The sequence below is a fragment of the Pseudoalteromonas sp. MEBiC 03607 genome, assembly GCF_004792295.1.
Classification (GTDB): domain Bacteria; phylum Pseudomonadota; class Gammaproteobacteria; order Enterobacterales; family Alteromonadaceae; genus Pseudoalteromonas; species Pseudoalteromonas lipolytica_C.
Genome location: NZ_SRRY01000001.1, coordinates 2,204,988 through 2,225,358 on the forward strand (window position 1 = coordinate 2,204,988; position 20,371 = coordinate 2,225,358).

General features: G+C 40.2%; 21 protein-coding genes. 15 read left to right on the forward strand and 6 right to left on the reverse strand.

Going from position 1 to position 20,371, the window contains the following annotated elements; translation table 11 throughout:
• Positions 1-15: 15 nt before the first annotated feature.
• The 4 genes from aceK to E5N72_RS10140 all read right to left on the reverse strand — a co-directional run bounded on the left by aceK (position 16) and on the right by E5N72_RS10140 (position 4,107).
• Entirely contained in the window at positions 16-1,740 is a 1,725-nt protein-coding gene (gene aceK, locus E5N72_RS10125) for a bifunctional isocitrate dehydrogenase kinase/phosphatase (RefSeq protein ID WP_135924325.1), read from the reverse strand.
• Between the two features lie 91 nt (positions 1,741-1,831).
• Positions 1,832-2,311, reverse strand: a complete 480-nt coding sequence (locus E5N72_RS10130; protein ID WP_135924326.1) for a DUF4124 domain-containing protein — start codon at positions 2,309-2,311, stop codon at positions 1,832-1,834.
• A gap of 84 nt (positions 2,312-2,395) precedes the next feature.
• Positions 2,396-3,889, reverse strand: a complete 1,494-nt coding sequence (locus tag E5N72_RS10135) for a DUF3413 domain-containing protein (protein ID WP_135924327.1) — start codon at positions 3,887-3,889, stop codon at positions 2,396-2,398.
• A gap of 5 nt (positions 3,890-3,894) precedes the next feature.
• Positions 3,895-4,107 carry a DUF1414 domain-containing protein gene (locus E5N72_RS10140; protein WP_036967930.1) on the reverse strand — a complete coding sequence of 71 codons (213 nt, stop codon included), beginning with the start codon at positions 4,105-4,107 and terminating at the stop codon, positions 3,895-3,897.
• A gap of 63 nt (positions 4,108-4,170) precedes the next feature.
• Between E5N72_RS10140 and yejK the strand changes: the two genes are divergently transcribed.
• From yejK to E5N72_RS10170, 6 genes are all read left to right on the forward strand, one after another.
• Positions 4,171-5,187, forward strand: a complete 1,017-nt coding sequence (yejK, locus tag E5N72_RS10145) for a nucleoid-associated protein YejK (RefSeq protein ID WP_135924328.1) — start codon at positions 4,171-4,173, stop codon at positions 5,185-5,187.
• Positions 5,188-5,478: 291 nt separating this feature from the next.
• Complete coding sequence (locus E5N72_RS10150) at positions 5,479-5,790, forward strand: antibiotic biosynthesis monooxygenase family protein (RefSeq protein ID WP_135924329.1); 312 nt, start codon at positions 5,479-5,481, stop codon at positions 5,788-5,790.
• Positions 5,791-5,888: 98 nt separating this feature from the next.
• Positions 5,889-6,377 carry a hypothetical protein gene (locus E5N72_RS10155; RefSeq protein ID WP_135924330.1) on the forward strand — a complete coding sequence of 163 codons (489 nt, stop codon included), beginning with the start codon at positions 5,889-5,891 and terminating at the stop codon, positions 6,375-6,377.
• 306 nt (positions 6,378-6,683) lie between these two features.
• Complete coding sequence (locus tag E5N72_RS10160; protein ID WP_135924331.1) at positions 6,684-7,205, forward strand: GNAT family N-acetyltransferase; 522 nt, start codon at positions 6,684-6,686, stop codon at positions 7,203-7,205.
• A gap of 2 nt (positions 7,206-7,207) precedes the next feature.
• Entirely contained in the window at positions 7,208-7,573 is a 366-nt protein-coding gene (locus E5N72_RS10165) for a cupin domain-containing protein (RefSeq protein WP_135924332.1), read from the forward strand.
• 227 nt (positions 7,574-7,800) lie between these two features.
• Positions 7,801-8,667, forward strand: coding sequence for a PhzF family phenazine biosynthesis protein (locus E5N72_RS10170; protein ID WP_135924333.1), 867 nt, complete (start codon positions 7,801-7,803; stop codon positions 8,665-8,667).
• 59 nt (positions 8,668-8,726) lie between these two features.
• Here E5N72_RS10170 and rne read toward each other — a convergent pair whose 3' ends face one another.
• A complete protein-coding gene (rne, locus tag E5N72_RS10175; protein ID WP_135924334.1) occupies positions 8,727-11,912 on the reverse strand; it encodes a ribonuclease E in 3,186 nt (1,061 codons plus the stop codon).
• Between the two features lie 619 nt (positions 11,913-12,531).
• On the opposite strand from rne, the gene rluC reads away from it, so the two are divergent.
• Entirely contained in the window at positions 12,532-13,500 is a 969-nt protein-coding gene (gene rluC, locus E5N72_RS10180) for a 23S rRNA pseudouridine(955/2504/2580) synthase RluC (RefSeq protein ID WP_135924335.1), read from the forward strand.
• Positions 13,487-14,179 carry an HAD-IA family hydrolase gene (locus tag E5N72_RS10185; RefSeq protein ID WP_135924336.1) on the forward strand — a complete coding sequence of 231 codons (693 nt, stop codon included), beginning with the start codon at positions 13,487-13,489 and terminating at the stop codon, positions 14,177-14,179. The genes rluC and E5N72_RS10185 overlap by 14 nt, the downstream gene beginning before the upstream one ends.
• On the opposite strand, the gene E5N72_RS10190 is transcribed toward E5N72_RS10185, so the two are convergent.
• Positions 14,127-14,723, reverse strand: coding sequence for a nucleoside triphosphate pyrophosphatase (locus E5N72_RS10190; protein WP_135924337.1), 597 nt, complete (start codon positions 14,721-14,723; stop codon positions 14,127-14,129). The two genes, E5N72_RS10185 and E5N72_RS10190, sit on opposite strands and share 53 nt — an antisense overlap.
• 141 nt (positions 14,724-14,864) lie before the next feature.
• Here E5N72_RS10190 and yceD point away from each other — a divergent pair, with 141 nt between their 5' ends.
• The 7 genes from yceD to fabF all read left to right on the forward strand — a co-directional run bounded on the left by yceD (position 14,865) and on the right by fabF (position 20,350).
• Positions 14,865-15,389, forward strand: coding sequence for a 23S rRNA accumulation protein YceD (gene yceD, locus E5N72_RS10195; protein WP_135924338.1), 525 nt, complete (start codon positions 14,865-14,867; stop codon positions 15,387-15,389).
• Positions 15,390-15,399: 10 nt separating this feature from the next.
• A complete protein-coding gene (gene rpmF / locus E5N72_RS10200; protein WP_036967969.1) occupies positions 15,400-15,570 on the forward strand; it encodes a 50S ribosomal protein L32 in 171 nt (56 codons plus the stop codon).
• An 11-nt stretch (positions 15,571-15,581) separates the two neighbouring features.
• Positions 15,582-16,610 (forward strand): phosphate acyltransferase PlsX, encoded by a 1,029-nt coding sequence (gene plsX / locus E5N72_RS10205; RefSeq protein WP_135924339.1) that lies wholly within the window; start codon positions 15,582-15,584, stop codon positions 16,608-16,610.
• Positions 16,611-16,680: 70 nt separating this feature from the next.
• Positions 16,681-17,607: an ACP S-malonyltransferase gene (fabD, locus tag E5N72_RS10210; RefSeq protein ID WP_135924340.1), complete on the forward strand. Its 927-nt coding sequence runs from the start codon at positions 16,681-16,683 to the stop codon at positions 17,605-17,607.
• An 11-nt stretch (positions 17,608-17,618) separates the two neighbouring features.
• A complete protein-coding gene (fabG, locus tag E5N72_RS10215; RefSeq protein ID WP_063704919.1) occupies positions 17,619-18,365 on the forward strand; it encodes a 3-oxoacyl-ACP reductase FabG in 747 nt (248 codons plus the stop codon).
• A 238-nt stretch (positions 18,366-18,603) separates the two neighbouring features.
• Positions 18,604-18,840, forward strand: a complete 237-nt coding sequence (gene acpP, locus E5N72_RS10220; protein WP_016707440.1) for an acyl carrier protein — start codon at positions 18,604-18,606, stop codon at positions 18,838-18,840.
• A gap of 271 nt (positions 18,841-19,111) precedes the next feature.
• Positions 19,112-20,350 carry a beta-ketoacyl-ACP synthase II gene (gene fabF / locus E5N72_RS10225; protein WP_135924341.1) on the forward strand — a complete coding sequence of 413 codons (1,239 nt, stop codon included), beginning with the start codon at positions 19,112-19,114 and terminating at the stop codon, positions 20,348-20,350.
• Positions 20,351-20,371: the final 21 nt, after the last annotated feature.

Below are 20,371 nucleotides of genomic sequence, written 5' to 3' on the forward strand. Positions count from 1 at the left end.
CTGTGTCCTTGGTGTTTACCAATAATGGATAAATCGTTGTGCAGCAGGGTATGGGTAAATATGGCTTACTACACCTTGCTTAAAGTTGTATTGTGCTTGTCGCCAATAGGCTGGATCTTCAAGCTCAGGGTGTGTACTCAATAAGTATTGCTTATACACCGGGTTTGCTGTCACAAAGGTACATAATTGCTCTGGAAACACATCTTGTGGTGCCACAGAGTAGCTTTGCTCATTGGCTAGGTAATCATCGTACGTTTTGGCTTTAGGCAAAGCACGAAAATTCATATCGGTTAGATACTGAACTTCATCGTAGTCATAAAAAATAACGCGATTATGTTTACTCACCCCAAAGTTTTTCAACAGCATGTCGCCTGGGAAAATATTAACGGCGATCATTTCTTTTAAGGCTTGGCCATATTCTTCTATTGCCTCAAAAGCTTGTTGCTCACTGGCATTTTCAAGATAAAGATTTAACGGTGTCATCCGTCTTTCAATATATAAATGCTTGATGATTAGCCATTCGCCTTCAATAATCATCGAAGAACCAATGGTTTTATGTAACTCTTCAAGTAATTTACTATCAAATCGGGCTAGTGGAAATACGACGTTCGAATACTCTATGGTATCGGCCATGCGACCAACACGGTCATGACTTTTTACTAATTGGTAGCGTTTTAATACGGTATCGCGGCCAAAGGGTTTGCTTTCACCAAAGGTGTCTTTAATTACTTTAAATACATAGCCAAACGAGGGCAGGGTAAATACCATCATTACCATACCTGGTGTACCGGGGGCTATAACGAGCTGGTCATTTGAATGATCTAAATGACTTAAGAACTCACGATAAAATTCGGTCTTACCTTGTTTATGAAAACCTATGGCATTGTAAAGCTCTGCCAGTGTTTTATTAGGCATAAGCTGATTTAAAAAGCGCACTAACGCGGATGGTGCATGGGTTTCAACCATAAAATAAGCACGGGCAAAACCAAAGATAACCCGCATTTGTGATGATTTGGTAAGTAGGGCGTCAAGGTATAGGCCTTTGTCTTCATGATGTAACACAGCAATAATAAATGGCTGTACGCCACTTTCTGAAACGACCCGGCCAACAATATAAGCGGCTTTGTTACGGTAAAAAGGGGCTTGCAGTATATCAAAGCGCATTTGCCATGCTTGATGATGTGTATCGGGTGCTTGTTTATAAAAGGCTTTTACCAGCAAGCGAATATCCCGTTCTAAATCAACAAAGGGGGCTTTAAAATCAAACTGGTTAATAATTTTGCGAATAGTAGGTCTTAAGCCATCAACAACCGGGTGGTAACTACGATATTCGGCTTCCATTGGCAATGCTGGGGCATCTGCTAGCGTTGCTTTTACAAATATAAAGTCATTATTAAAATAACGGCGATGGAATAAACGACAAAAAACTGAGTTGTAAAAGGTTTCGGCGAGTTCTGCTTGAGGATGAAAGCGCAAAAATTGCTGATAAAGTTGTTTGGTTTCAAGCCAGCAGGTTTGGTCTAAGGTAATAATTTGCTGTTCATTAAGCGATTTGAGCTTAGCAATGGTTTCGTTAACCCGATCATCGTAATGGCTAATTCTGAGTTTGCTTATTTCATTTATTTTTTGCCAATCACGCTGTGCAAACGCGAGTGGTGCTTTAGCAGTAATTGCTTGAAAGAGTTTATAGTGATTGCGAAACCCAGATAAAATTAACTCTGCAATGTGTTGTGGCTGCATATAAACTCCTTACTTATACCAACATAGAGCAATAACTCTATAGGTGTTAAGAATATGTTATTTATTCTTCAAACCCAATAGTAAAGTGTATTTAATTATATCGAGCGAGTTTTTTCTCTAAGTTTACGATTTTTTTGTTAATGTTTTTCACGTCTCGCACGTATTGCTTATTAATTGCTTTAAGCTGTTTATTTATGTCTTTGTTAATTTCTTTCGCTTTTTTATCTGACAACCTTTTATTTAAGCGTTGTTCCTGTTGATATTGCGCTCTATCTCGATCGCGGCTCAAAATATCTAAACGATACTTATAACTACGGATCTCTGCTTCGAGAGCTCTAATAATTTGCTGGCGCTCTAATTCATTCAGCTCTTTAACATAATTATTAGGTGCTTTAATGTCGGGATCGGTAACGTGGATTTTGTGCTTGGTTGCACGGTTACCGCAGGGGTATTCACTAAAAACGGTGCCTCTGTCTGTGACGCACTTATAGTATTCAGTTGTTGCAGCAAGTGATGAAAGGGAGCAGGTCAACAAACAAACTATTATTGAAAAAGTGATTATAGTTTTCATGACATCCATGTCTCCTAAATCAGTAATAGGGCTCTGTGTGAGTATATTTAAAACTAGCTCGTAATAATGATTTATCAATAATCACTAAGGTGTATAACGTTTTAGTTTTTTAATACTTTGCACCAAAAATGGGACATCAAGTCTTTGCTCAATCGCAAAACCTTGTGCAGCAGAAATATTTTTAAAATTACCATCAGAGTCAATCAGAGTAATTCGGTCTTTCTTAAAGGCAATGAAAACATCTTGAGAATAGTTAACACCGGTATCATCATGGCGTTTATATAAATTGCTTCCCAGCATAGTTTGCTTTGCGAGCGTATTACAGCTGAAATAATGGCCAACACTTGTGGCAATGATATCGCTTGGTTGGATAAGACCATCAGTTTGCACCACTTTTTTGTCTGAGCTGTATAAGCGTGAGGCAGTGACAATTCCATTGCTGTTATTAGCTAAACTAAAGGCAAAAACGGCATTTGCTGCTTCACGTGGGCGTGTAGTTTCATCCGCGCGAATAAGACGAATAGCCGGATTTATATCTTCGTTGTTAATAAATTCGAATTGTTCAAAACCATTAATTTGTATTGAGCGATTATCTGCAAGCCAAACAGGGAGTTGCTGTTTGTCTAGAATCGGGGCTTTGTAAAATGCTGGTAGGCCGTAAACTAAACTAAATAACGTGTCTTCAGCTTCGATAGGTTGTAAGAACAAGTCTGTCTTACGTAGTGCAGGTTCAGTGCTAACAAATTGCTCAAGAGCGTTATTGTTTTCAAATACCAAAATATCAATTGTGGCAATTGAGTCAGCCTTACATTCAGCAAGTGGAGTAGGTGCTAAGTAATCTATGTTGTGTGGATCTAATCTAACATCATGCGCTTCTTTATAGCTTTCGATATCTAGTAAATCATTTTTAGCTAATAAGCTTTTTGCCGTTGTTGGATAAGACAATGGCAATACATTATCTTGTTTAGTGATGTCGAACTTTAAGTTGGCATCAGCCCAAATATGAATGCTATGGCTTAGTGCAAAACACACTAGAATCGTGCTTGTCGCATAACGCGGAAATTTATATTGCTTTAAGCGTGCTAAGTGGTGCCATGTATAGTTACTTACTAATAACTGAAACGCTAAAATTAACAGCACAATACCACCCGCTAGAATCGTGGTAAGAGCAGGTGAGCTTGTTAAGCGGTGCCAAAGCAGAGACACAATTTCGGGTAGTGCAGATGTATTTAAGTGATAACCTAAGTTAAAATACACATAGGCATCAAGTGTCAATAATGAAGCACCAAGCGTTGCGATAATAGCCGCCATCCCTCGGATATGCCGAGGGTATGGAAACACTAAGCTTAATGGAAATATCGTCAAAACAAAGGCAATAAAAGTAATAAAGCTGGTGTGGCTTAACCAAGTTACGAGCATGTATAAATAGCCCATAAAGGTGGTTGGCGCACTGTCTGCAACTAAGTAGCTTACGCTAATAAATAGCACTAAGCCTATGTTTGCAAAGGTGAACCAATGTCCCCAACTTAGAAGCTGACTTACTTTTGATGAGAATTGACTTTGTTGCGATAAATTCATAAATCTTATTTAACCGACTGAGCTAATGCTTTGGCGAAATTGTCGGCAACCGCTTGTCTTTTCTCTGATGGTACATGCTCTTTTAAAATATGCGTGATAGAATTTCCTAAACACATAAGGCTTAAATCAACAGGCGCTTTGTGCTCTGTTAGTACATCGATCAGCTGATCAACGATTTGTTCTACTTGCTCATTAGAATATTTTGATATGATAGGCATCAGTTGGTTCGGTAAAAAGAGTTATATTCCCGTATTTTAACACCAGAGGCGTGAAAAACAAAGATGACAATAGATGTTAAAAAATTAGTCGTTCATTATGTAGACAAAAAAGATGACGACACAGATATTCATTTACGCAATGATGAGATGGTTGTTAACGATAAAGTAGCCGTTTTTATTGAACAGCTACACCATGCATACAATGGTAAGCCGGGTAAAGGTTATTGCGCATTTAGTGGCGAGAAAAACAGTATTGTTGCTTCAGCTATGCAAAGCTACCGTAATAACGAGCTTGGTTTTTGGCACATGACAGAGCAAGCGACAAATGTGCTAAAAGAAGAGCTAAATAAGTATGCCTTCAACGAAACGGGTTATTTAGTTTTTTGCCATTATCAGTATGTTGCGAGTGACTTTTTGTTAATTGCCATGATTAATATTAAAGAGCACTACTCAATTACTTCTGAGCTTGATCTAGCGTCATCACGTCATTTAGATATTTCGCGTATGCAATTAGCAGCACGAGTTGATTTAACAGCGTGGGATGCGCAACCAGAAGATAATCGATATGTGTCGTTTATTAAAGGTCGTGCCGGTCGTAAAGTAGCAGACTTCTTCTTAGACTTTTTAGGTTGTGAAGAGGGCATTGATCCGAAACAGCAAAGCCAAGTTATGCTTAATGCCGTAGAAGATTACTTATCTGAGCAACAATACGATAAGTCAGAAAAAGACGAGCTACGCAAACAAGTTTTTGATTACTGTAATGATTGTGTGACTACAGGTGAAGATGCCAATGTTAAAGAACTTTCTGCGACATTATCAAAAAGTGACGACAGCCCATTTGAAAGCTTTTGCCAAGAACAAAATTATGACTTAGAAGAGTCGTTCCCTGTTGATAAGAAAACAGTTACCAGCATGGTTAAGTTTTCAGGTATGGGCGGCGGTGTCAGTGTGAGTTTCGAACGCAAACATTTAGGTGAGCGAGTTACCTACAACGAAGCAACAGACACACTTGTTATTAAAGGTATTCCACCTAATCTTAAAGACCAGTTACAGCGCTTTATGGAGCAAGAAGAAAGTTAACTTTCTTAGCTACCGCAACCTTTCTTATTTAGCCCAGCTTTAGCTGGGCTTTTTTTACTATTTGGACTCACGTTGAAAATTTTTGCAATTATCTCAAATAAGAAGAGTGTGAGTTGGTCCTTTATGATTGGTTTTAAATTGAGATACGTTGTTTTTTAGTATTCTAAAGCCGTAAATAAAGTGATAACAATAGAAATGGATATTCAAGAATAAGTCGTATTTTTGAGTATGAGCTCACAATAGCTTCTTAGTATCTAATTGAGCAGCATTTTAAATATCGAGGGTAAAGGAATGTCATCAAGTATTGTACTAATTAATCCATTTATTGTTCCTGAAGGCAAGTTAGAAGAATCAATCAAATACTGGGAATCCCATCGAGATTTTTTAAAAACGCAACCGGGGTATATATCAACTAAGTTACACCGTTCATTAGAAACACAATCATTTTTGGGTGAAGCCAAATATAAACTAATCAATGTAGCTGAGTGGGAAAGCCAAGACGCCTTTAATTCTGCAGTGCAAAAGATGCAATTAGCACTTAACAGCGAAAGAGTAGAAGGTTTAGTCGGGCAGCCTGCTTTATACGAGGTTGTTAGAGAATAAATAAAGGAAAAGCTGGAGAGATTATAAGTTAAAACTGTAAATTTGGTTTAACAGTGCCTTGGCTAAGTCTCTTAACTTTAGCGCTATTTGGGGGATATATGGATAGAATCCTTAGATTATTAAAACCTGAAAATATTCGAGTCTTGTTATTTTTGCTAGGTATTGTGCTGTTAGGGAGAAGCTTGGCTACAACACGCCCAGAATATGGTGTGACAATTCTTACTGCACAAGAGCAACCACAAGATATTTTAATGTATTTTCATGTTGAAGTTCAGCGTTATATTATGACGATGCTTTGGCCTGTTGTTTTCGCGTTATTAAACTCGCTCTATCCAAAAGTAAAAGTATCTAAGCCATTTTTTTATACAATTATAGGCCTACATATCATAAGCTTATTTATTAGTTTGATTTGGTATTTCAACTATGTTCCGAACAATCAAGAGGGAGCATCACATTTAGAACAAGGGTTAGCGCATATGCAATTTAGCGCTACAATAGTGTTTATTGTTAGCCTGATTAGTGCCGTGTTTTCTTTAATATGGTTTAGTAAAGGGTGGGTCATTTTTAAATCAGATGAGTCGCCTTAAACTTGGCAGCTAATTAACTAAATTTAAATTTTTTATATCGATAATATGTTTATCAATATCAGTGTGTGCCAGCTCTGATATATTTCTAATGTATGTTTCACAGTGGCTTTTGGTCATGGTGCCCCCCTAAAAAAAGCAAATACACAGGCTTTAATTCTTACGAAAATCAATTCTTGCTTTGACATTTATAAGCTTCTTAAACATGTGCTATTTAGTCGAAATTTTTATCTAACTATGATTTATCTGGCTCAATGCTGGTAAATCCATTAGGGTAATCTTTTAAGCTAAAATTTAAAAAGAGGGTAAATGACTCTTTCATTTAACACTGCAAGATTAAATGTCATTGAAGTAAATTCTAATGCAGCTAAATCAGAGCGTACTGCTCTAGTTAAAGCTTTACCTTCGATATTAACCCCCGCTGTAGTTGCAAATTTACCGAGTTATTTTCAAGGCATAGAATCTAAATTAGCGGCTGAGGAGTGGCTTAATAAAATGCTTAAAGAATGCCATTTATTAATGCTGCAGTCTTCAGAAAGTGAAATTATAGGGTTCTTGTTTATATATAGCGATAACCTAAATGCCCACATTGGTTACTTATTAGCTGAGCAATATTGGGGGAAGGGCCTTGCATTTGAATTACTGCATGGCTTTATCAACTTGGCTTACACCCACCCACAATGGCATAGGCTTATCGCTGGTGTTGATAAATCAAATACCGCGTCAGTTAAGCTTTTAAATAAACTTTCATTTATTCAGCAAGATGAAGTGGTAAATGATATGTTGTTTTATGAATTTGACTTACGCAAAGAGCCTTTTGGAGAAGAGTAACGATGACTTACAAAGCAGTTAACTTTAAAGATAAGTTTTCTAAATTTACTGAACATTGGTCGCCACGGGTCATTGCCGAAATGAATGACTATCAATTCAAACTCGCTAAAGTTGAAGGAGAGTTTGTTTGGCATGATCATCCTGATACTGATGAAGTATTCATAGTTATTGAAGGGATACTTGAAATTGAGTTTAGGGATGGCGCTGTGACTTTGGAAGCTGGTGAGTTATTTGTAATTCCTAAGGGTGTTGAGCATAAACCAAAAGCAAACAGCGAATGCAAAATAATGCTTGTTGAACCCAAAGGGGTTGTAAATAAAGGTAATGCGGGTGGGCAATTGACTGCCACAAATGATGTATGGGTGTAGCGATAATTTCGATATCAGATTCAGAACAGTAAGAATTAAACCTTAAAAAAGCTACGCATCTTAGTGTTTTTGTGCTTTTACTATTTGGCTTATACTCGTGTTTTTATTTCAGGTAATATATAAAAATCAGCCAATTTGGATCTCAACTAACAAGGCACTAGTGGCATAACGATATATTTTAAGCTTGTGCGGTGATCCTAGTTTTTAACTTAAGTATGGAAAAAGTAATGACAATAACTGCATTTTTAGTTAATTCATTTACCGCAGAGGGAACAGGTGGCAACCCTGCAGGTGTGGTATTAAATGCTGACAATCTTTCAGATACAGAAAAATTGAAGATTGCAAAAGAAGTTGGCTTTTCAGAAACGGCATTTGTAGCCCAAGATCATGAAGTTGACTTTGCAGTATCATTTTTCACGACAACAGAAGAAGTTGATTTTTGCGGCCATGCAACACTTGCGGTGTTCGCTACGTTTTATGAAAAGGGTTTATTAAAACCAGGTTATTATACTCAGCGAACAAAAGCGTGTTTGTTAGGCGTCACAATTGCCGAAGACGGCAAAATTACTATGGAGCAAGCCTTACCAAAATATCTTGGTGGCTTTTCTTATAGTGACCTTGCAGGCTTATTAGGGCTTGATGAAACTATACTTGCAGCAACAGGTTTACCAATTGACATAATAACCACAGGCTTGCCTGATATTATCGTTGCTGTGCCTAATGGCTACTTAGATAAAATGACTATTGATGAAGCAGCGCTGAGCGAATTTTGTCAACAACATAAAGTGATCGGTGTTCACGCATTTGAGCTTTTAGAGAGCGAAAGTGGGCTAACAGCAAGCTGTCGTAATTTTGCTCCTTTGGTAGGTATACCTGAAGAATCAGCAACGGGGAGTGCCAATGGTGCGCTTGCTTGCTATTTAACTAAACATGTATTTGTTCAGCAAGAAAACCATTTTCAGTTTGAACAAGGTCGAGCAATGGGCTGTCGCTCACATATTTCTACAAGTGTTTACTCGGATGAGCAGGGCGTGAGAAAAGTGTTAGTGGGCGGATACGCCAGTGCCATCGGCACACAAAAAATCGAGATTTAGTGTACATCTAAAACAAAAAAGCCGCGTTTCATAACGCGGCTTTTTTATATAGCTATCAACTAGTCAGCAGATAATGTTTTCGTCATTTCTGCTCTCGCTCTACCTGCAGGTTTAACAGAACCTGGGCGTAGACCACTATCAGGAATAGCGTCACGTTTATCATGTGCCATAGCCGCCGGAGTAGGTTGTGGCTCGCTGTCTGCAACTGGCGCTGGTTTTGCCATTGCTGCGCTTGCTGAACCTTTAACTAACATTGTTTTTTCATTGTTAGGTGTTGGTTTAGCTTCTTCAGCTTTAACTGGCTCTTCAGCTTGTACTGGTTCGTCAGCTTGTACTGGCTCTTCAGCTTGTACTGGCTCTTCAGCTTTAACTGGCTCTTCAGCTTGTACTGGCTCTTCAGCTTGTGCTGGCTCTTCAGCTTGTACTGGCTCTTCAGCTTTTACTGGTTCGTCAGCTTGTACTGGTTCGTCAGCTATAACTGGCTCTTCAGCTTTTACTAGTTCTTCAGCTTTAACTGGCTCTTCAGCTTGTGCTGGTTCGTCAGCTTTTACTGGTTCGTCAGCTTGTACTGGTTCGTCAGCTTGTACTGGTTCGTCAGCTTGTACTGGTTCGTCAGCTTGTACTGGTTCGTCAGCTTGTACTGGTTCGTCAGCTTTAACTGGTTCTTCAGCTTTTACTGGCTCTTCAGTTTTAACTGGTTCGTCAGCTTTTACTGATTCTTCAGCTTGTACTGGCTGTTGAGTTTGTGACTGCTTTGCTTTTAACTCAGCTTCATACTCTGCAGCGGCTTGATCTGCAACTGGAATAAACGCAGGTGCGTCACTTTTCGCATCACTTGATTTTTCGTCTTGCTCTGGGCGACGACGACGTTGACCAGCGGCACGTAAATGACGCGGTGAACGACGAGAGCGAGTACGAGGTTGAGCTTGTTCTTCATCAGTTGATGCTTCAACTACAGATTCAACTTGCTCTGTTTGTTTTGGCTCAGCGTCAGCTTTAACTGGTTCAGATTTTACTTGTGATTCAGCAACTGGTTGCTCTGCTTGTTCAGTCTCAACTGCAACCGATTCTTTTGCAGGCTTAGCTGGTTTTTCAGCTTTTGGTGCTTGCTCTACCGGTTCATTAGTTTGTACTGAATTCGCATCATCTGCATTTTCGTCTTTAACGCGAACTTTCTTGCGCAAGTTACGGCGTTGACGACGAACCTTAGGTTTAGTTTCCTTTGGTTGCTCAGACTGTGTTTCTTGTGCCGTTTCTTTTGTCGTTTGCTCTACATCATCAGTGCGTTTTTCATTACGCTTTCTGTTGTTAGAATTACGACGACGCTTGTTACGATTTTCGTTACCTTCTTTTTGCTCAGGTGTTGAAGTATTTGTATTTTCTTCTTTAGCCTGTGCGTCTTCAGGGCGTTTGTTACGAGAGTTACGACGGCGCTGATTGTTGCTACGACGACGGTTATCGTTGTTGCGACGATTATTGCTTCGTCTTTGTGCTGCCTTTTTCTCTTCTTGCTCTTTCTCTGTTTCGTCTTCAGTAGTACTAAATAAAGATTTGAAGAACTTACCAATTGCAGCAAATAAACCACCTTCAGACTTTTTAGCTGCAGGAGTTGCTTGCTCAGCTTTAGGTGCTGCTTGAGGAGCCGGTGTAGTTGGCATAACGACACCTTTTAAAACTGGCTCTTCACGAACTGGTGCTGTAGGCGCTTTAGCCATTTCAAATGCTTCTGGCTCAGGCGCAACAACTTGCTCGTAGCTCACTGTTTCGATTGTTTCGTCTTTACGTAAGCGAATTACTTCGTAATGTGGCGTTTCCATGTGTTGATTAGGAATGATCACTACATCAACGTTGTGGCGCTTTTCGATGCGCTGAACACTACGACGCTTTTCGTTTAACAAGTAAGCGGCAACAGCAACAGGCACTTGTGCATTAACTTGTGATGTGTTGTCTTTAATTGCTTCTTCTTCGATTAAGCGAAGGATAGACAGAGCAATTGATTCGTTTGAGCGAATCGTACCTTGACCATTACAACGAGGACATGGACCTTGGCTCGCTTCGCCTAATGAAGGGCGTAAACGTTGACGCGACATTTCAAGTAGACCAAAGCGTGAGATCTTACCGATTTGAACACGTGCTCTATCAGGACGAGCGGCATCTTTTAAACGGTTCTCAACTTCACGCTGGTGGCGTGGTGGGGTCATATCGATGAAATCGATAACAATAAGACCACCTAAATCACGTAAACGTAATTGACGCGCAATTTCGTCTGCTGCTTCTAAGTTTGTATTAAGCGCAGTTTCTTCGATATCACCGCCTTTAGTGGCTTTTGACGAGTTAATATCGATAGATGTTAACGCTTCAGTTGGATCAATTACAATTGAGCCACCTGATGGTAAGCGAACTTCACGTTGGAAAGCTGATTCGATTTGGCTTTCTATCTGGTAATGAGTAAATAGCGGTACATCACCTTGATAAAGCTTTACGCGGCTCATGAAGTCTGGGCGGAAACGCTCAATGTGCGCTTTCGCTTCTTCGAACACACGTGCTTTATCAATTAATATTTCGCCAATATCACGACGTAAATAGTCACGAATCGCGCGGAATATTACGTTGCTTTCTTGGTGAATTAAGAACGGAGCAGGGCCACTGTCAGCTGCTTGCTGAATAGCTTGCCAATGCACCAATAATGCTTTTAAGTCGTACTCTAGTTCTTCAAAAGACTTACCAACACCTGCAGTACGAACAATTAAGCCCATACCTTTAGGAAGTTCTAAACGGCTTAGTGCTTCTTTAAGTTCAGTACGCTCATCACCTTCGATACGGCGAGAAATACCACCTGCACGTGGGTTGTTCGGCATAAGTACTAAATAGCTACCAGCAACACTGATAAAGGTTGTTAACGCAGCACCTTTTTGGCCACGCTCTTCTTTATCAACTTGCACGATAACTTCCTGACCTTCTTTGATCACGTCACGAATGTTCGGACGGCCTTGGAACGTATAGCCTTGTGGGAAGTAGGTGCGAGCTATTTCTTTAAGTGGAAGAAAACCATGTCTTTCAGCGCCATAATCTACAAAGGCAGCTTCTAGTGATGGTTCGATACGGGTAATTTTACCCTTGTAAATATTTGCTTTTTTTTGTTCGTGACCCGGGCTCTCTATGTCTAAATCATACAGGCGCTGGCCATCAACCAGTGCAACGCGCATTTCTTCTTGCTGCGTCGCATTGATTAGCATACGTTTCATATTGTTACTCTACTAATTTTGTCGCTGACATGACGAAGTAAAATCGTCTGTTCAGTGGTATTTGACGGTTATTCTTGTGCAGTCTCACGACTGGGTAAAGTCAAAACCCTAGGTTGTTTGCTTACATTGAGCATCAGTATAGTGTGGCAGACAATAACATGCTGTCATGTTATTAGATTCTATTTGGTGCCAAAACTGCCGCATTTTTTGCGGTTTTAATTTACGAGTTTTGTCCTGAAGTCGACCAGATTTCAATTTTTATTCAATGTCTTGCTACAACAGCTGCTTCTGAATGACGATGTTACGTTGTCACTATCAGTCAATTTATCTTGTTCAATTGCTTTTTATGTTCATTAATCAACATTCGTGCTCAAATTATTCAGGCGATATATTACGCGCACCGCCGATAATTGAACGCTCGTGTTGGCTGGGTAGTTATAAAAGCTTTGGAAAACTTAGCGCGGATCTGTATGATCGGCAACCCAGAATATGCATCACGAATGTATTAATGTGATAAAAGCACCGTTGTTACTTGCAAACTTATGTTCGCAGCGGTGATTATCCCACTAATACAACCGGGTTAGCAACTAAATTATTTACTTAAATCAGTGATTAGGCAATGTCAGAAAAAACCGGCTTACAAGTTTCGTTTGTTACCATCAGTGAAGACCATCTAGGTCAACGTATTGATAACTTTCTTATTACCCACCTAAAAGGTGTGCCTAAAAGTGCAGTTTACAAAATCCTTCGTAAAGGCGAAGTGCGAGTAAATAAAAAACGCATAAAACCTGTTTACAAATTACAACTTAACGATGTCGTTCGCATTCCGCCTATTAAAGTCGCTGAAAAGGAAGAGTTCGTTCCGAAGAAACTTGATAAAGTTAAACAACTTGAAGATGCGATTTTGTTTGAAGACAAGTATTTAATGGTTATTAACAAACCTTCAGGAATGGCTGTTCACGGTGGCAGTGGCTTAAGCTATGGCTTAATCGAAGCACTACGTGTGCTCCGTCCTGAAGAGCGCAGCTTAGAGCTTGTCCATCGATTAGACCGTGACACATCAGGCTGTTTACTTATCTCAAAACGTCGTTCAGTGCTTACTGATTTACATAAGCAGTTGCGCGAAAAAACCATGGAAAAAAACTATTGGGCACTTGTTGATGGTCAATGGGATGCGAAAACTAAAAACGTCACCGAAGGGCTTCGTAAAAACACCTTAAAATCAGGTGAGCGAGTAGTGCGTGTAGATAATACTGAGGGTAAACCATCGCATACACGTTTTCGTGTCCTTGAGCGTTATGCTGAATGCTCATTAGTACAAGCATCGCCAGTTACTGGCCGTACACACCAAATTCGTGTGCATACACAATGCAAAGGCCACCCAATTGCGTGTGATGATAAATACGGTGTGGCAGAGTTTGATCAGTACGTGAATAAGTTAACTGGATTGAATCGTTTATTCTTGCATGCCCATGATTTGCGTTTTATGCACCCTAAAAATGAAACGACTATGCATGTTGAAGCGCCATTAGATAATACACTTCAAAACTGTATCAAAAAGCTACGTGCAGATAATGAACAAGTTTAAGTTAGTTATTTTTGATTGGGATGGCACTGTAATGGACTCAGTGCCAAAAATCGTCAACTGTTTGCGTAATACGGCTCGTGAATTAGGAATTGATATTCCATCTGAACAGCAAGCCAAGGATGTTATCGGTTTGTCGCTGGCAAAAGCCGCTGAAGTGCTTTTTCCTGCCCATGCACATTTAAACGATGAGCTAGTGGCTGGTTATAAAGCGCAGTATCGTGAGTTAGATGTAACACCTACGCCGCTATTTGCAGATGTAGAAACTGTGCTAAAGCAGCTAAGCGAGGCTGGCATGCAACTCGCTGTGGCTACCGGTAAAGGGCGTGAAGGCATCGACAGATTACTTAATGAGTCAGGTCTTGGTCAGTACTTTGTAAATGTAAAATGCTCAGATGATGCTAAGTCGAAGCCATCACCGGATATGCTTGAGCAAATTTTGCACGAGCAGGGCATAGCTAAACGTGATGCCGTAATGATTGGCGATAGCCAACTCGATATGGCAATGGCTAACGCTGCAGGTATTGCCTGTATTGGTGTTAGTTTTGGCGCTCATAGCCCGGCGCAGTTACAAAAACATACGCCGTTATGTGTTGTTGATTCATACCAACAACTATTGCAGGTTTTAACTACGCCCCTTGCAGCGTCAACACATCAACACCAAACTCAGCCAGTAGTTTAGTTAATGTGATCAGTGGCAGGCCTATAAGTGTATTTGGGTCATCGCCACTGAGTTTTTCAAATAGGCAAATACCTAACCCTTCACTTTTGAAGCTTCCAGCACAATTGTATGGTTGTTCAGCATCACAATAGGCATTAATTTGCTCAAATGTGAGTGTTTTAAATGTCACATCAAAGGGCACTACGTTGGTAATTGCTTTACCACTTTTTATATCAAATACACTCAAACCCGTTAAAAATGTCACTGTATGGCCACTAAATGCCGATAGTTGCTTAATAGCATTCTCTTTAGTATGAGGCTTACCTAAAATTGTATTGCTGAATACCGCAACCTGATCAGAGCCTATGACTAAACCTTCATCAAAATGCTTTATTGCTTCACGGGCTTTTTGTTCACTTAAACGCGCTACCAATTGCTCGGGTGTTTCAGCTTTAAAAGGGGTTTCGTCAATATCTGGAGAGAAACTTTCAAAAGGTAGATTGAATTTAGTTAATAATTGCTGTCTAAATGGTGAGCTTGACGCTAATATAAGTGTTGGTTTCATAATAAATTCTGGATGAAAATTGTATTTTGCCAAGGATAAGCCACATTGAATCCGAAAACAAAGCAGAAGATCGTTAAAAACCGGCTAAAAATGGTTTTTTACTTTGACTAACTTACTAACTATCTATATGATGCAGCCCCTATGCAAAAGGTGAAAATTCCCATCACTCTTCATCCCAGCAAAGCAGCACAACATCGTTTAACGTATGACGGTATTGTACCGCTTGAAAAACTTTCTCGTTTAGAGCAAGTTGTGCAGGAAGAAGCAGGTGAAATAGCGGTAAAGATTCATTGCAAAATTGATGAGCAAGGTTTAGTGGTAATAAGTGGAAACTTATCAACACATGTAACTGTAACTTGTCAACGCTGCAATGGTGAATTAGGGTTGGATTTGGAACAAGACTTTGTGTATTCGCCAGTTGGTTTGGATGCAGAGTCAGATCATCTACCTGCAGGTTACGATGAAGTAGAACTGGACGAAAACGGTGAAATCAACGTATTTGAGTTAATCGAAGACGAATTGATTTTGGCTATTCCAATAGTGCCTACACACAACGAAACCTCGTGCAGTTATTCATCAGAGCCTGCCAGCTTTGGTAAATTAGCAGCAAAAGATGACAAACCAAATCCATTTGATATTTTGAAACAACTTAAGAAAGATTCTTAGGAGAAGACTAATGGCTGTACAAAAAAGCAAAAAGTCTCGTGCAAGACGCGGCATGCGCCGTTCACACGATGCGATCAGTGGTCCAACTTTAACTGTAGATCAAGTTTCTGGTGAGACTCACCGTCGTCACCACGTAACTGCTGACGGTTACTATAAAGGCGTTAAAGTAATTTCTAACTAAGAGATTGCTATATGCTGACCAATCTAACCATAGCGTTAGATATGATGGGGGGCGATTACGGCCCCCGTTCATCTATCCCCGCTGCAGTAAACGCAGTTAATGCGAATACCAACTTAAGACTCATCTTATGTGGTAATCAGCAGGTTATTCTAAAAGAACTCGAAGCACTCGATTCTGTTTCACACCCTCGTTTAATTATTCGCCATTGTAGCGAAGTCGTTACTAATGCGTGTGAACCCGCTTTAGCAGTTCGTTCTAAAAAAGATTCTTCAATGCGAGTTGCCCTTGATTTAGTTAAATCGGGTGAAGCGCAAGCATGTGTAAGCTCTGGTAATACGGGCGCTTTATTTTTTATGGCGCATTATGTATTAAAGATGCTTCCAGGCGTAAAACGCCCTGCATTAATTTCTGCTGTTCCAACTGAACGTAAAAACCCTGTCTATTTGTTAGATTTAGGTGCCAATGTGCATTGTGATGCACAAACACTTTATCAATTTGGCATCATGGGGTCTGTGGTAGCAGGGCAAGCTCTAGGTTGTGAAAATCCTAGAGTTAGTTTATTGAATATTGGCTCTGAAGACATAAAAGGGCACGAAGGAATAAAACAGGCTGCACAGTTAATGCAGCAGTGTAAATATCTTAATTACACAGGTTATAGTGAAGGTAGTGATATTTTCAGTGGCAAAGCCGATGTTATAGTTTGCGAAGGATTTGTAGGTAATGTGGCATTAAAAACCTGTGAGGGTATTGCCAAACTCATCATGCATAAACTCACCAAAGCCTTACACAAACATTTCTTATACAAGTGTTTAGCATTTTTATTACGTCCAGTGATAAAAAAACTCTACAAGCGGGTGAACCCCGACCAGTATAACGGCGCAAGTCTGGTAGGATTGCGCGGTATTGTTGTTAAAAGCCATGGTAATGCCTCTGCGAAGGCGTTTCATGCTGCTATTGATGAAGCCGCGCGGGAAGTCGAACGCCAACTCCCTGAAAAAATCGCTGCGATTTTTGAGCAAACACATCCAACAACAAAGTAGTGCAGCATAGTTAAAACTTGTTATGCTGCCTACTGATGAATATTTTTTTGTTTAATTATAAGAGCAAAGTATGGCACATAAAATTGCACTCGTATTTCCAGGTCAAGGCTCACAAGCTGTGGGCATGTTATCTGAACTATTAGCTGATTCACAAATTGCTAAAGCAACATTCGCCGAAGCATCTGAAGCACTTGGCTATGATCTCGCTGCACTTGTACTTAATGGTCCAGAAGAAGAATTAAATCAAACCCATCGTACACAACCAGCACTTCTTACTGCCAGTGTTGCTATTTACCGTCAATGGTTAGACGCAAACCCTGAAGCTGATGTTGTTATGGCCGGTCACAGTTTAGGCGAATATTCAGCACTTGTTTGTGCTGGCGTTGTAAGCTTAAGCGAAGCCGTTAAACTTGTTGAGAACCGTGGTTTATACATGCAAGAAGCAGTACCTGCGGGTGTTGGTTCTATGGCTGCAATCATCGGTTTAGGTGATGATGAAATTAAAGCTGCCTGTGAAGCGTCAGCAAATGGTGACGTTGTTTCACCAGTAAACTACAACTCTCCAGGTCAAGTTGTAATTGCAGGTCACAAAGCGGCGGTTGAGCGTGCATCAGAAGCATGTAAAGAAGCCGGCGCTAAACGTGCTTTACCACTTGCAGTTAGCGTACCGTCTCACTGTGAACTAATGAAACCAGCCGCTGAAAAATTAGCTGCTGATTTAGCTGCTTTAACATTTAATACGCCTAAGTGTGATGTAATCAACAACGTTGATGTAAAAGCTGAGCAATCAAGCGAAGCAATTAAAGATGCATTAGTACGTCAACTATACAGCCCAGTACGCTGGACTGAAACAGTACAAGCATTGGTTGCACAAGGTATTACACAAAGCTATGAGTTTGGCCCTGGTAAAGTTTTAACGGGTCTTGCGAAACGAATTGATAAAGCAATGGTATGCGCTGCGGTTAATACGCAAGCTACGATTGATGAAGCGAAATAAGTAGGAATAGAATGACAAATTTATTTTCTCTTGAGGGCAAGGTTGTCCTAATCACTGGTGCAAGCCGTGGTATTGGTAAAGCAATTGCAAACACGTTAGTTGCACAAGGTGCAAAAGTAGCGGGTACTGCAACAAGCGAATCAGGTGCTGCTAAAATCAGTGAATACTTAGGTGACAACGGTAAAGGTTATGCTCTTAACGTAACCGATCCTGAGTCGATTGAGGCAACACTTGCTGCAATTAAGGCTGATTTAGGTGATATTGACGTATTAGTTAACAATGCGGGTATCACCCGTGATAACTTATTAATGCGTATGAAAGACGGTGAGTGGGATGACATCATCGACACTAACTTAAGCTCAATTTTCCGTTTATCAAAGGCTGTATTACGCCCTATGATGAAAAAGAAAAATGGCCGTATCATTAATATTGGTTCTGTAGTGGGCACTATGGGTAACGCGGGTCAGGCAAACTACGCCGCGGCGAAAGCGGGTGTTATTGGTTTTACTAAGTCATTAGCACGCGAAGTTGCCTCACGTGGTATTACAGTTAATGTAGTAGCGCCTGGTTTTATCCAAACAGACATGACAGATGAGCTGACTGATGAGCAAAAAGCAGCTACGCTTGCAAATGTACCTGCTGGTCGTTTAGGTCAACCTGAAGAAATTGCTGCTGCAGTGTGTTATTTAGCATCTGACGCTGCTGCGTATGTATCAGGCGAAACATTGCACGTAAATGGCGCGATGTACATGGTTTAATGAAAGTTGGCAAAAATTTGCTAACGAAAGATTATCGAAAATTGTTGAATTTTTTGTGATCTTGCTTTAAACATACTTGAATTCGCTATGAAAATAAGCGATAAATGAACAAATACCAATCAAGAGGTTTGACCAGATAAGTAATTATCAGCAAATCCTTGAATCACAGAATTATGCGGCGTAAACTACGCCGCAATCTGAAAATAACGCATTGGCGTTTTTAATAAAGGAAAGAAGAATGAGCGACATCCAAGAACGCGTAAAGAAAATTATCATTGAGCAACTAGGTGTTAAAGAAGAAGAAGTAAAACATGAAGCTTCTTTCGTTGACGACTTAGGTGCTGACTCACTTGACACTGTAGAACTAGTAATGGCTCTTGAAGAAGAGTTCGACACTGAGATCCCAGACGAAGAAGCTGAAAAGATCACTACAGTTCAAGCTGCAATCGATTACGTTACAGCTCACGCTGAGTAATTTTACGCATTTTGATTTTTAAGGGCAGCGTTTAGCTGCCCTTAGTCTATCTATAGAATGATACTAATTATTACCAATTAGCAGTAAAAATTGCTAATTATGAAGGTGAAGCCTAGCAACAATGTAGTGGAAGTTTCTGATTCAAAATCACTAACAATGAAGCTTTTGCCATATTACTAATTTAGCTTTTTCTTCAAATGACGCGATATAACGTTATTGGTATAATTTGGTTTACACCTACCTAAAATAATTTCCTTATTGGAGGCAACCCGTGGCTAAACGTCGAGTCGTCGTAACTGGCTTAGGAATGTTGACACCGCTAGGTAATGATGTTGAATCTACTTGGCAAGGTTTGTTAAACGGTAAAAGTGGTATTCAAACTATCACACATTTCGATACCTCAAGTTTCGGCACCAAATTCGCAGGTTTGCTGAATGACTTTGATGCATCAGCTTACATGTCACCGAAAGATGCAAAGAAAATGGATTTGTTTATCCAATATGGCATTGCAGCGGGTGTACAAGCACTACAAGATTCTGGTCTAGAGATCACTGAACAAAACGCCACGCGCGTTGGTGTTGCAGTGGGTTCTGGCATTGGTGGTTTGACGTTAATCGAAGAAAACCACATTAAACTACTAAATAGTGGTCCGCGTAAGCTTTCACCATTTTATGTGCCTTCGACTATTATCAATATGATCTCGGGCCATTTATCGATTATGCATGGTTTACGTGGTCCAAACATTTCAATTGTTACGGCATGTACAACAGGCTTACATAACATTGGTCATGCTGCGCGTATGATTGCATACGGTGATGCAGACGCAATGGTAGCCGGTGGTGCAGAAAAAGCCTCTACACCAATTGGTATGGGTGGTTTTAATGCGGCACGTGCACTATCAACACGTAACGACGATCCACAAGCAGCATCACGCCCTTGGGATAAAGACCGTGACGGTTTTGTTCTTGCTGATGGTGCCGGTGTTATCGTACTTGAAGAATATGAGCATGCAAAAGCACGTGGTGCGAAAATCTACGCTGAACTGGTAGGTTTTGGTATGAGTGGTGATGCATATCACATGACTTCTCCACCTGAAGACGGTGCAGGCGCAGCACTGGCAATGGAAAATGCATTAAACGATGCACAAGTTAATGCAGACCAAGTTGGTTACATTAATGCTCACGGTACATCGACTAATGCAGGCGATAAAGCCGAAACATCAGCCGTTAAAACTATTTTTGGTGATGCAGCGAAAGATGTGATGGTAAGTTCATCTAAATCAATGATGGGCCACTTGTTAGGTGCAGCAGGCTCAGTAGAGTCAATTATTACTATCTTGTCACTTGTTGACCAGAAAGTAAGCCCTACAATTAACCTTGATAACCCTGATGAAGGTTGTGATTTAGATTATGTACCGCACACTGCACGTGACGCTAAATTGGATTACGCACTATGTAATTCATTTGGTTTTGGTGGTACTAATGGCTCGTTGCTGTTTAAAAAGGTATAATTCTTTTTAACAACGGACTAA

What these genes read in the sequence shown, in the direction of transcription:
- aceK (WP_135924325.1), bottom strand. Translation starts at nt 1,740, where the DNA reads ATGCAGCCACAACACATTGCAGAGTTAATTTTATCTGGGTTTCGCAAT.
- E5N72_RS10130 (WP_135924326.1), bottom strand. Translation starts at nt 2,311, where the DNA reads ATGAAAACTATAATCACTTTTTCAATAATAGTTTGTTTGTTGACCTGC.
- E5N72_RS10135 (WP_135924327.1), bottom strand. Translation starts at nt 3,889, where the DNA reads ATGAATTTATCGCAACAAAGTCAATTCTCATCAAAAGTAAGTCAGCTT.
- E5N72_RS10140 (WP_036967930.1), bottom strand. Translation starts at nt 4,107, where the DNA reads ATGCCTATCATATCAAAATATTCTAATGAGCAAGTAGAACAAATCGTT.
- yejK (WP_135924328.1), top strand. Translation starts at nt 4,171, where the DNA reads ATGACAATAGATGTTAAAAAATTAGTCGTTCATTATGTAGACAAAAAA.
- E5N72_RS10150 (WP_135924329.1), top strand. Translation starts at nt 5,479, where the DNA reads ATGTCATCAAGTATTGTACTAATTAATCCATTTATTGTTCCTGAAGGC.
- E5N72_RS10155 (WP_135924330.1), top strand. Translation starts at nt 5,889, where the DNA reads ATGGATAGAATCCTTAGATTATTAAAACCTGAAAATATTCGAGTCTTG.
- E5N72_RS10160 (WP_135924331.1), top strand. Translation starts at nt 6,684, where the DNA reads ATGACTCTTTCATTTAACACTGCAAGATTAAATGTCATTGAAGTAAAT.
- E5N72_RS10165 (WP_135924332.1), top strand. Translation starts at nt 7,208, where the DNA reads ATGACTTACAAAGCAGTTAACTTTAAAGATAAGTTTTCTAAATTTACT.
- E5N72_RS10170 (WP_135924333.1), top strand. Translation starts at nt 7,801, where the DNA reads ATGACAATAACTGCATTTTTAGTTAATTCATTTACCGCAGAGGGAACA.
- rne (WP_135924334.1), bottom strand. Translation starts at nt 11,912, where the DNA reads ATGAAACGTATGCTAATCAATGCGACGCAGCAAGAAGAAATGCGCGTT.
- rluC (WP_135924335.1), top strand. Translation starts at nt 12,532, where the DNA reads ATGTCAGAAAAAACCGGCTTACAAGTTTCGTTTGTTACCATCAGTGAA.
- E5N72_RS10185 (WP_135924336.1), top strand. Translation starts at nt 13,487, where the DNA reads ATGAACAAGTTTAAGTTAGTTATTTTTGATTGGGATGGCACTGTAATG.
- E5N72_RS10190 (WP_135924337.1), bottom strand. Translation starts at nt 14,723, where the DNA reads ATGAAACCAACACTTATATTAGCGTCAAGCTCACCATTTAGACAGCAA.
- yceD (WP_135924338.1), top strand. Translation starts at nt 14,865, where the DNA reads ATGCAAAAGGTGAAAATTCCCATCACTCTTCATCCCAGCAAAGCAGCA.
- rpmF (WP_036967969.1), top strand. Translation starts at nt 15,400, where the DNA reads ATGGCTGTACAAAAAAGCAAAAAGTCTCGTGCAAGACGCGGCATGCGC.
- plsX (WP_135924339.1), top strand. Translation starts at nt 15,582, where the DNA reads ATGCTGACCAATCTAACCATAGCGTTAGATATGATGGGGGGCGATTAC.
- fabD (WP_135924340.1), top strand. Translation starts at nt 16,681, where the DNA reads ATGGCACATAAAATTGCACTCGTATTTCCAGGTCAAGGCTCACAAGCT.
- fabG (WP_063704919.1), top strand. Translation starts at nt 17,619, where the DNA reads ATGACAAATTTATTTTCTCTTGAGGGCAAGGTTGTCCTAATCACTGGT.
- acpP (WP_016707440.1), top strand. Translation starts at nt 18,604, where the DNA reads ATGAGCGACATCCAAGAACGCGTAAAGAAAATTATCATTGAGCAACTA.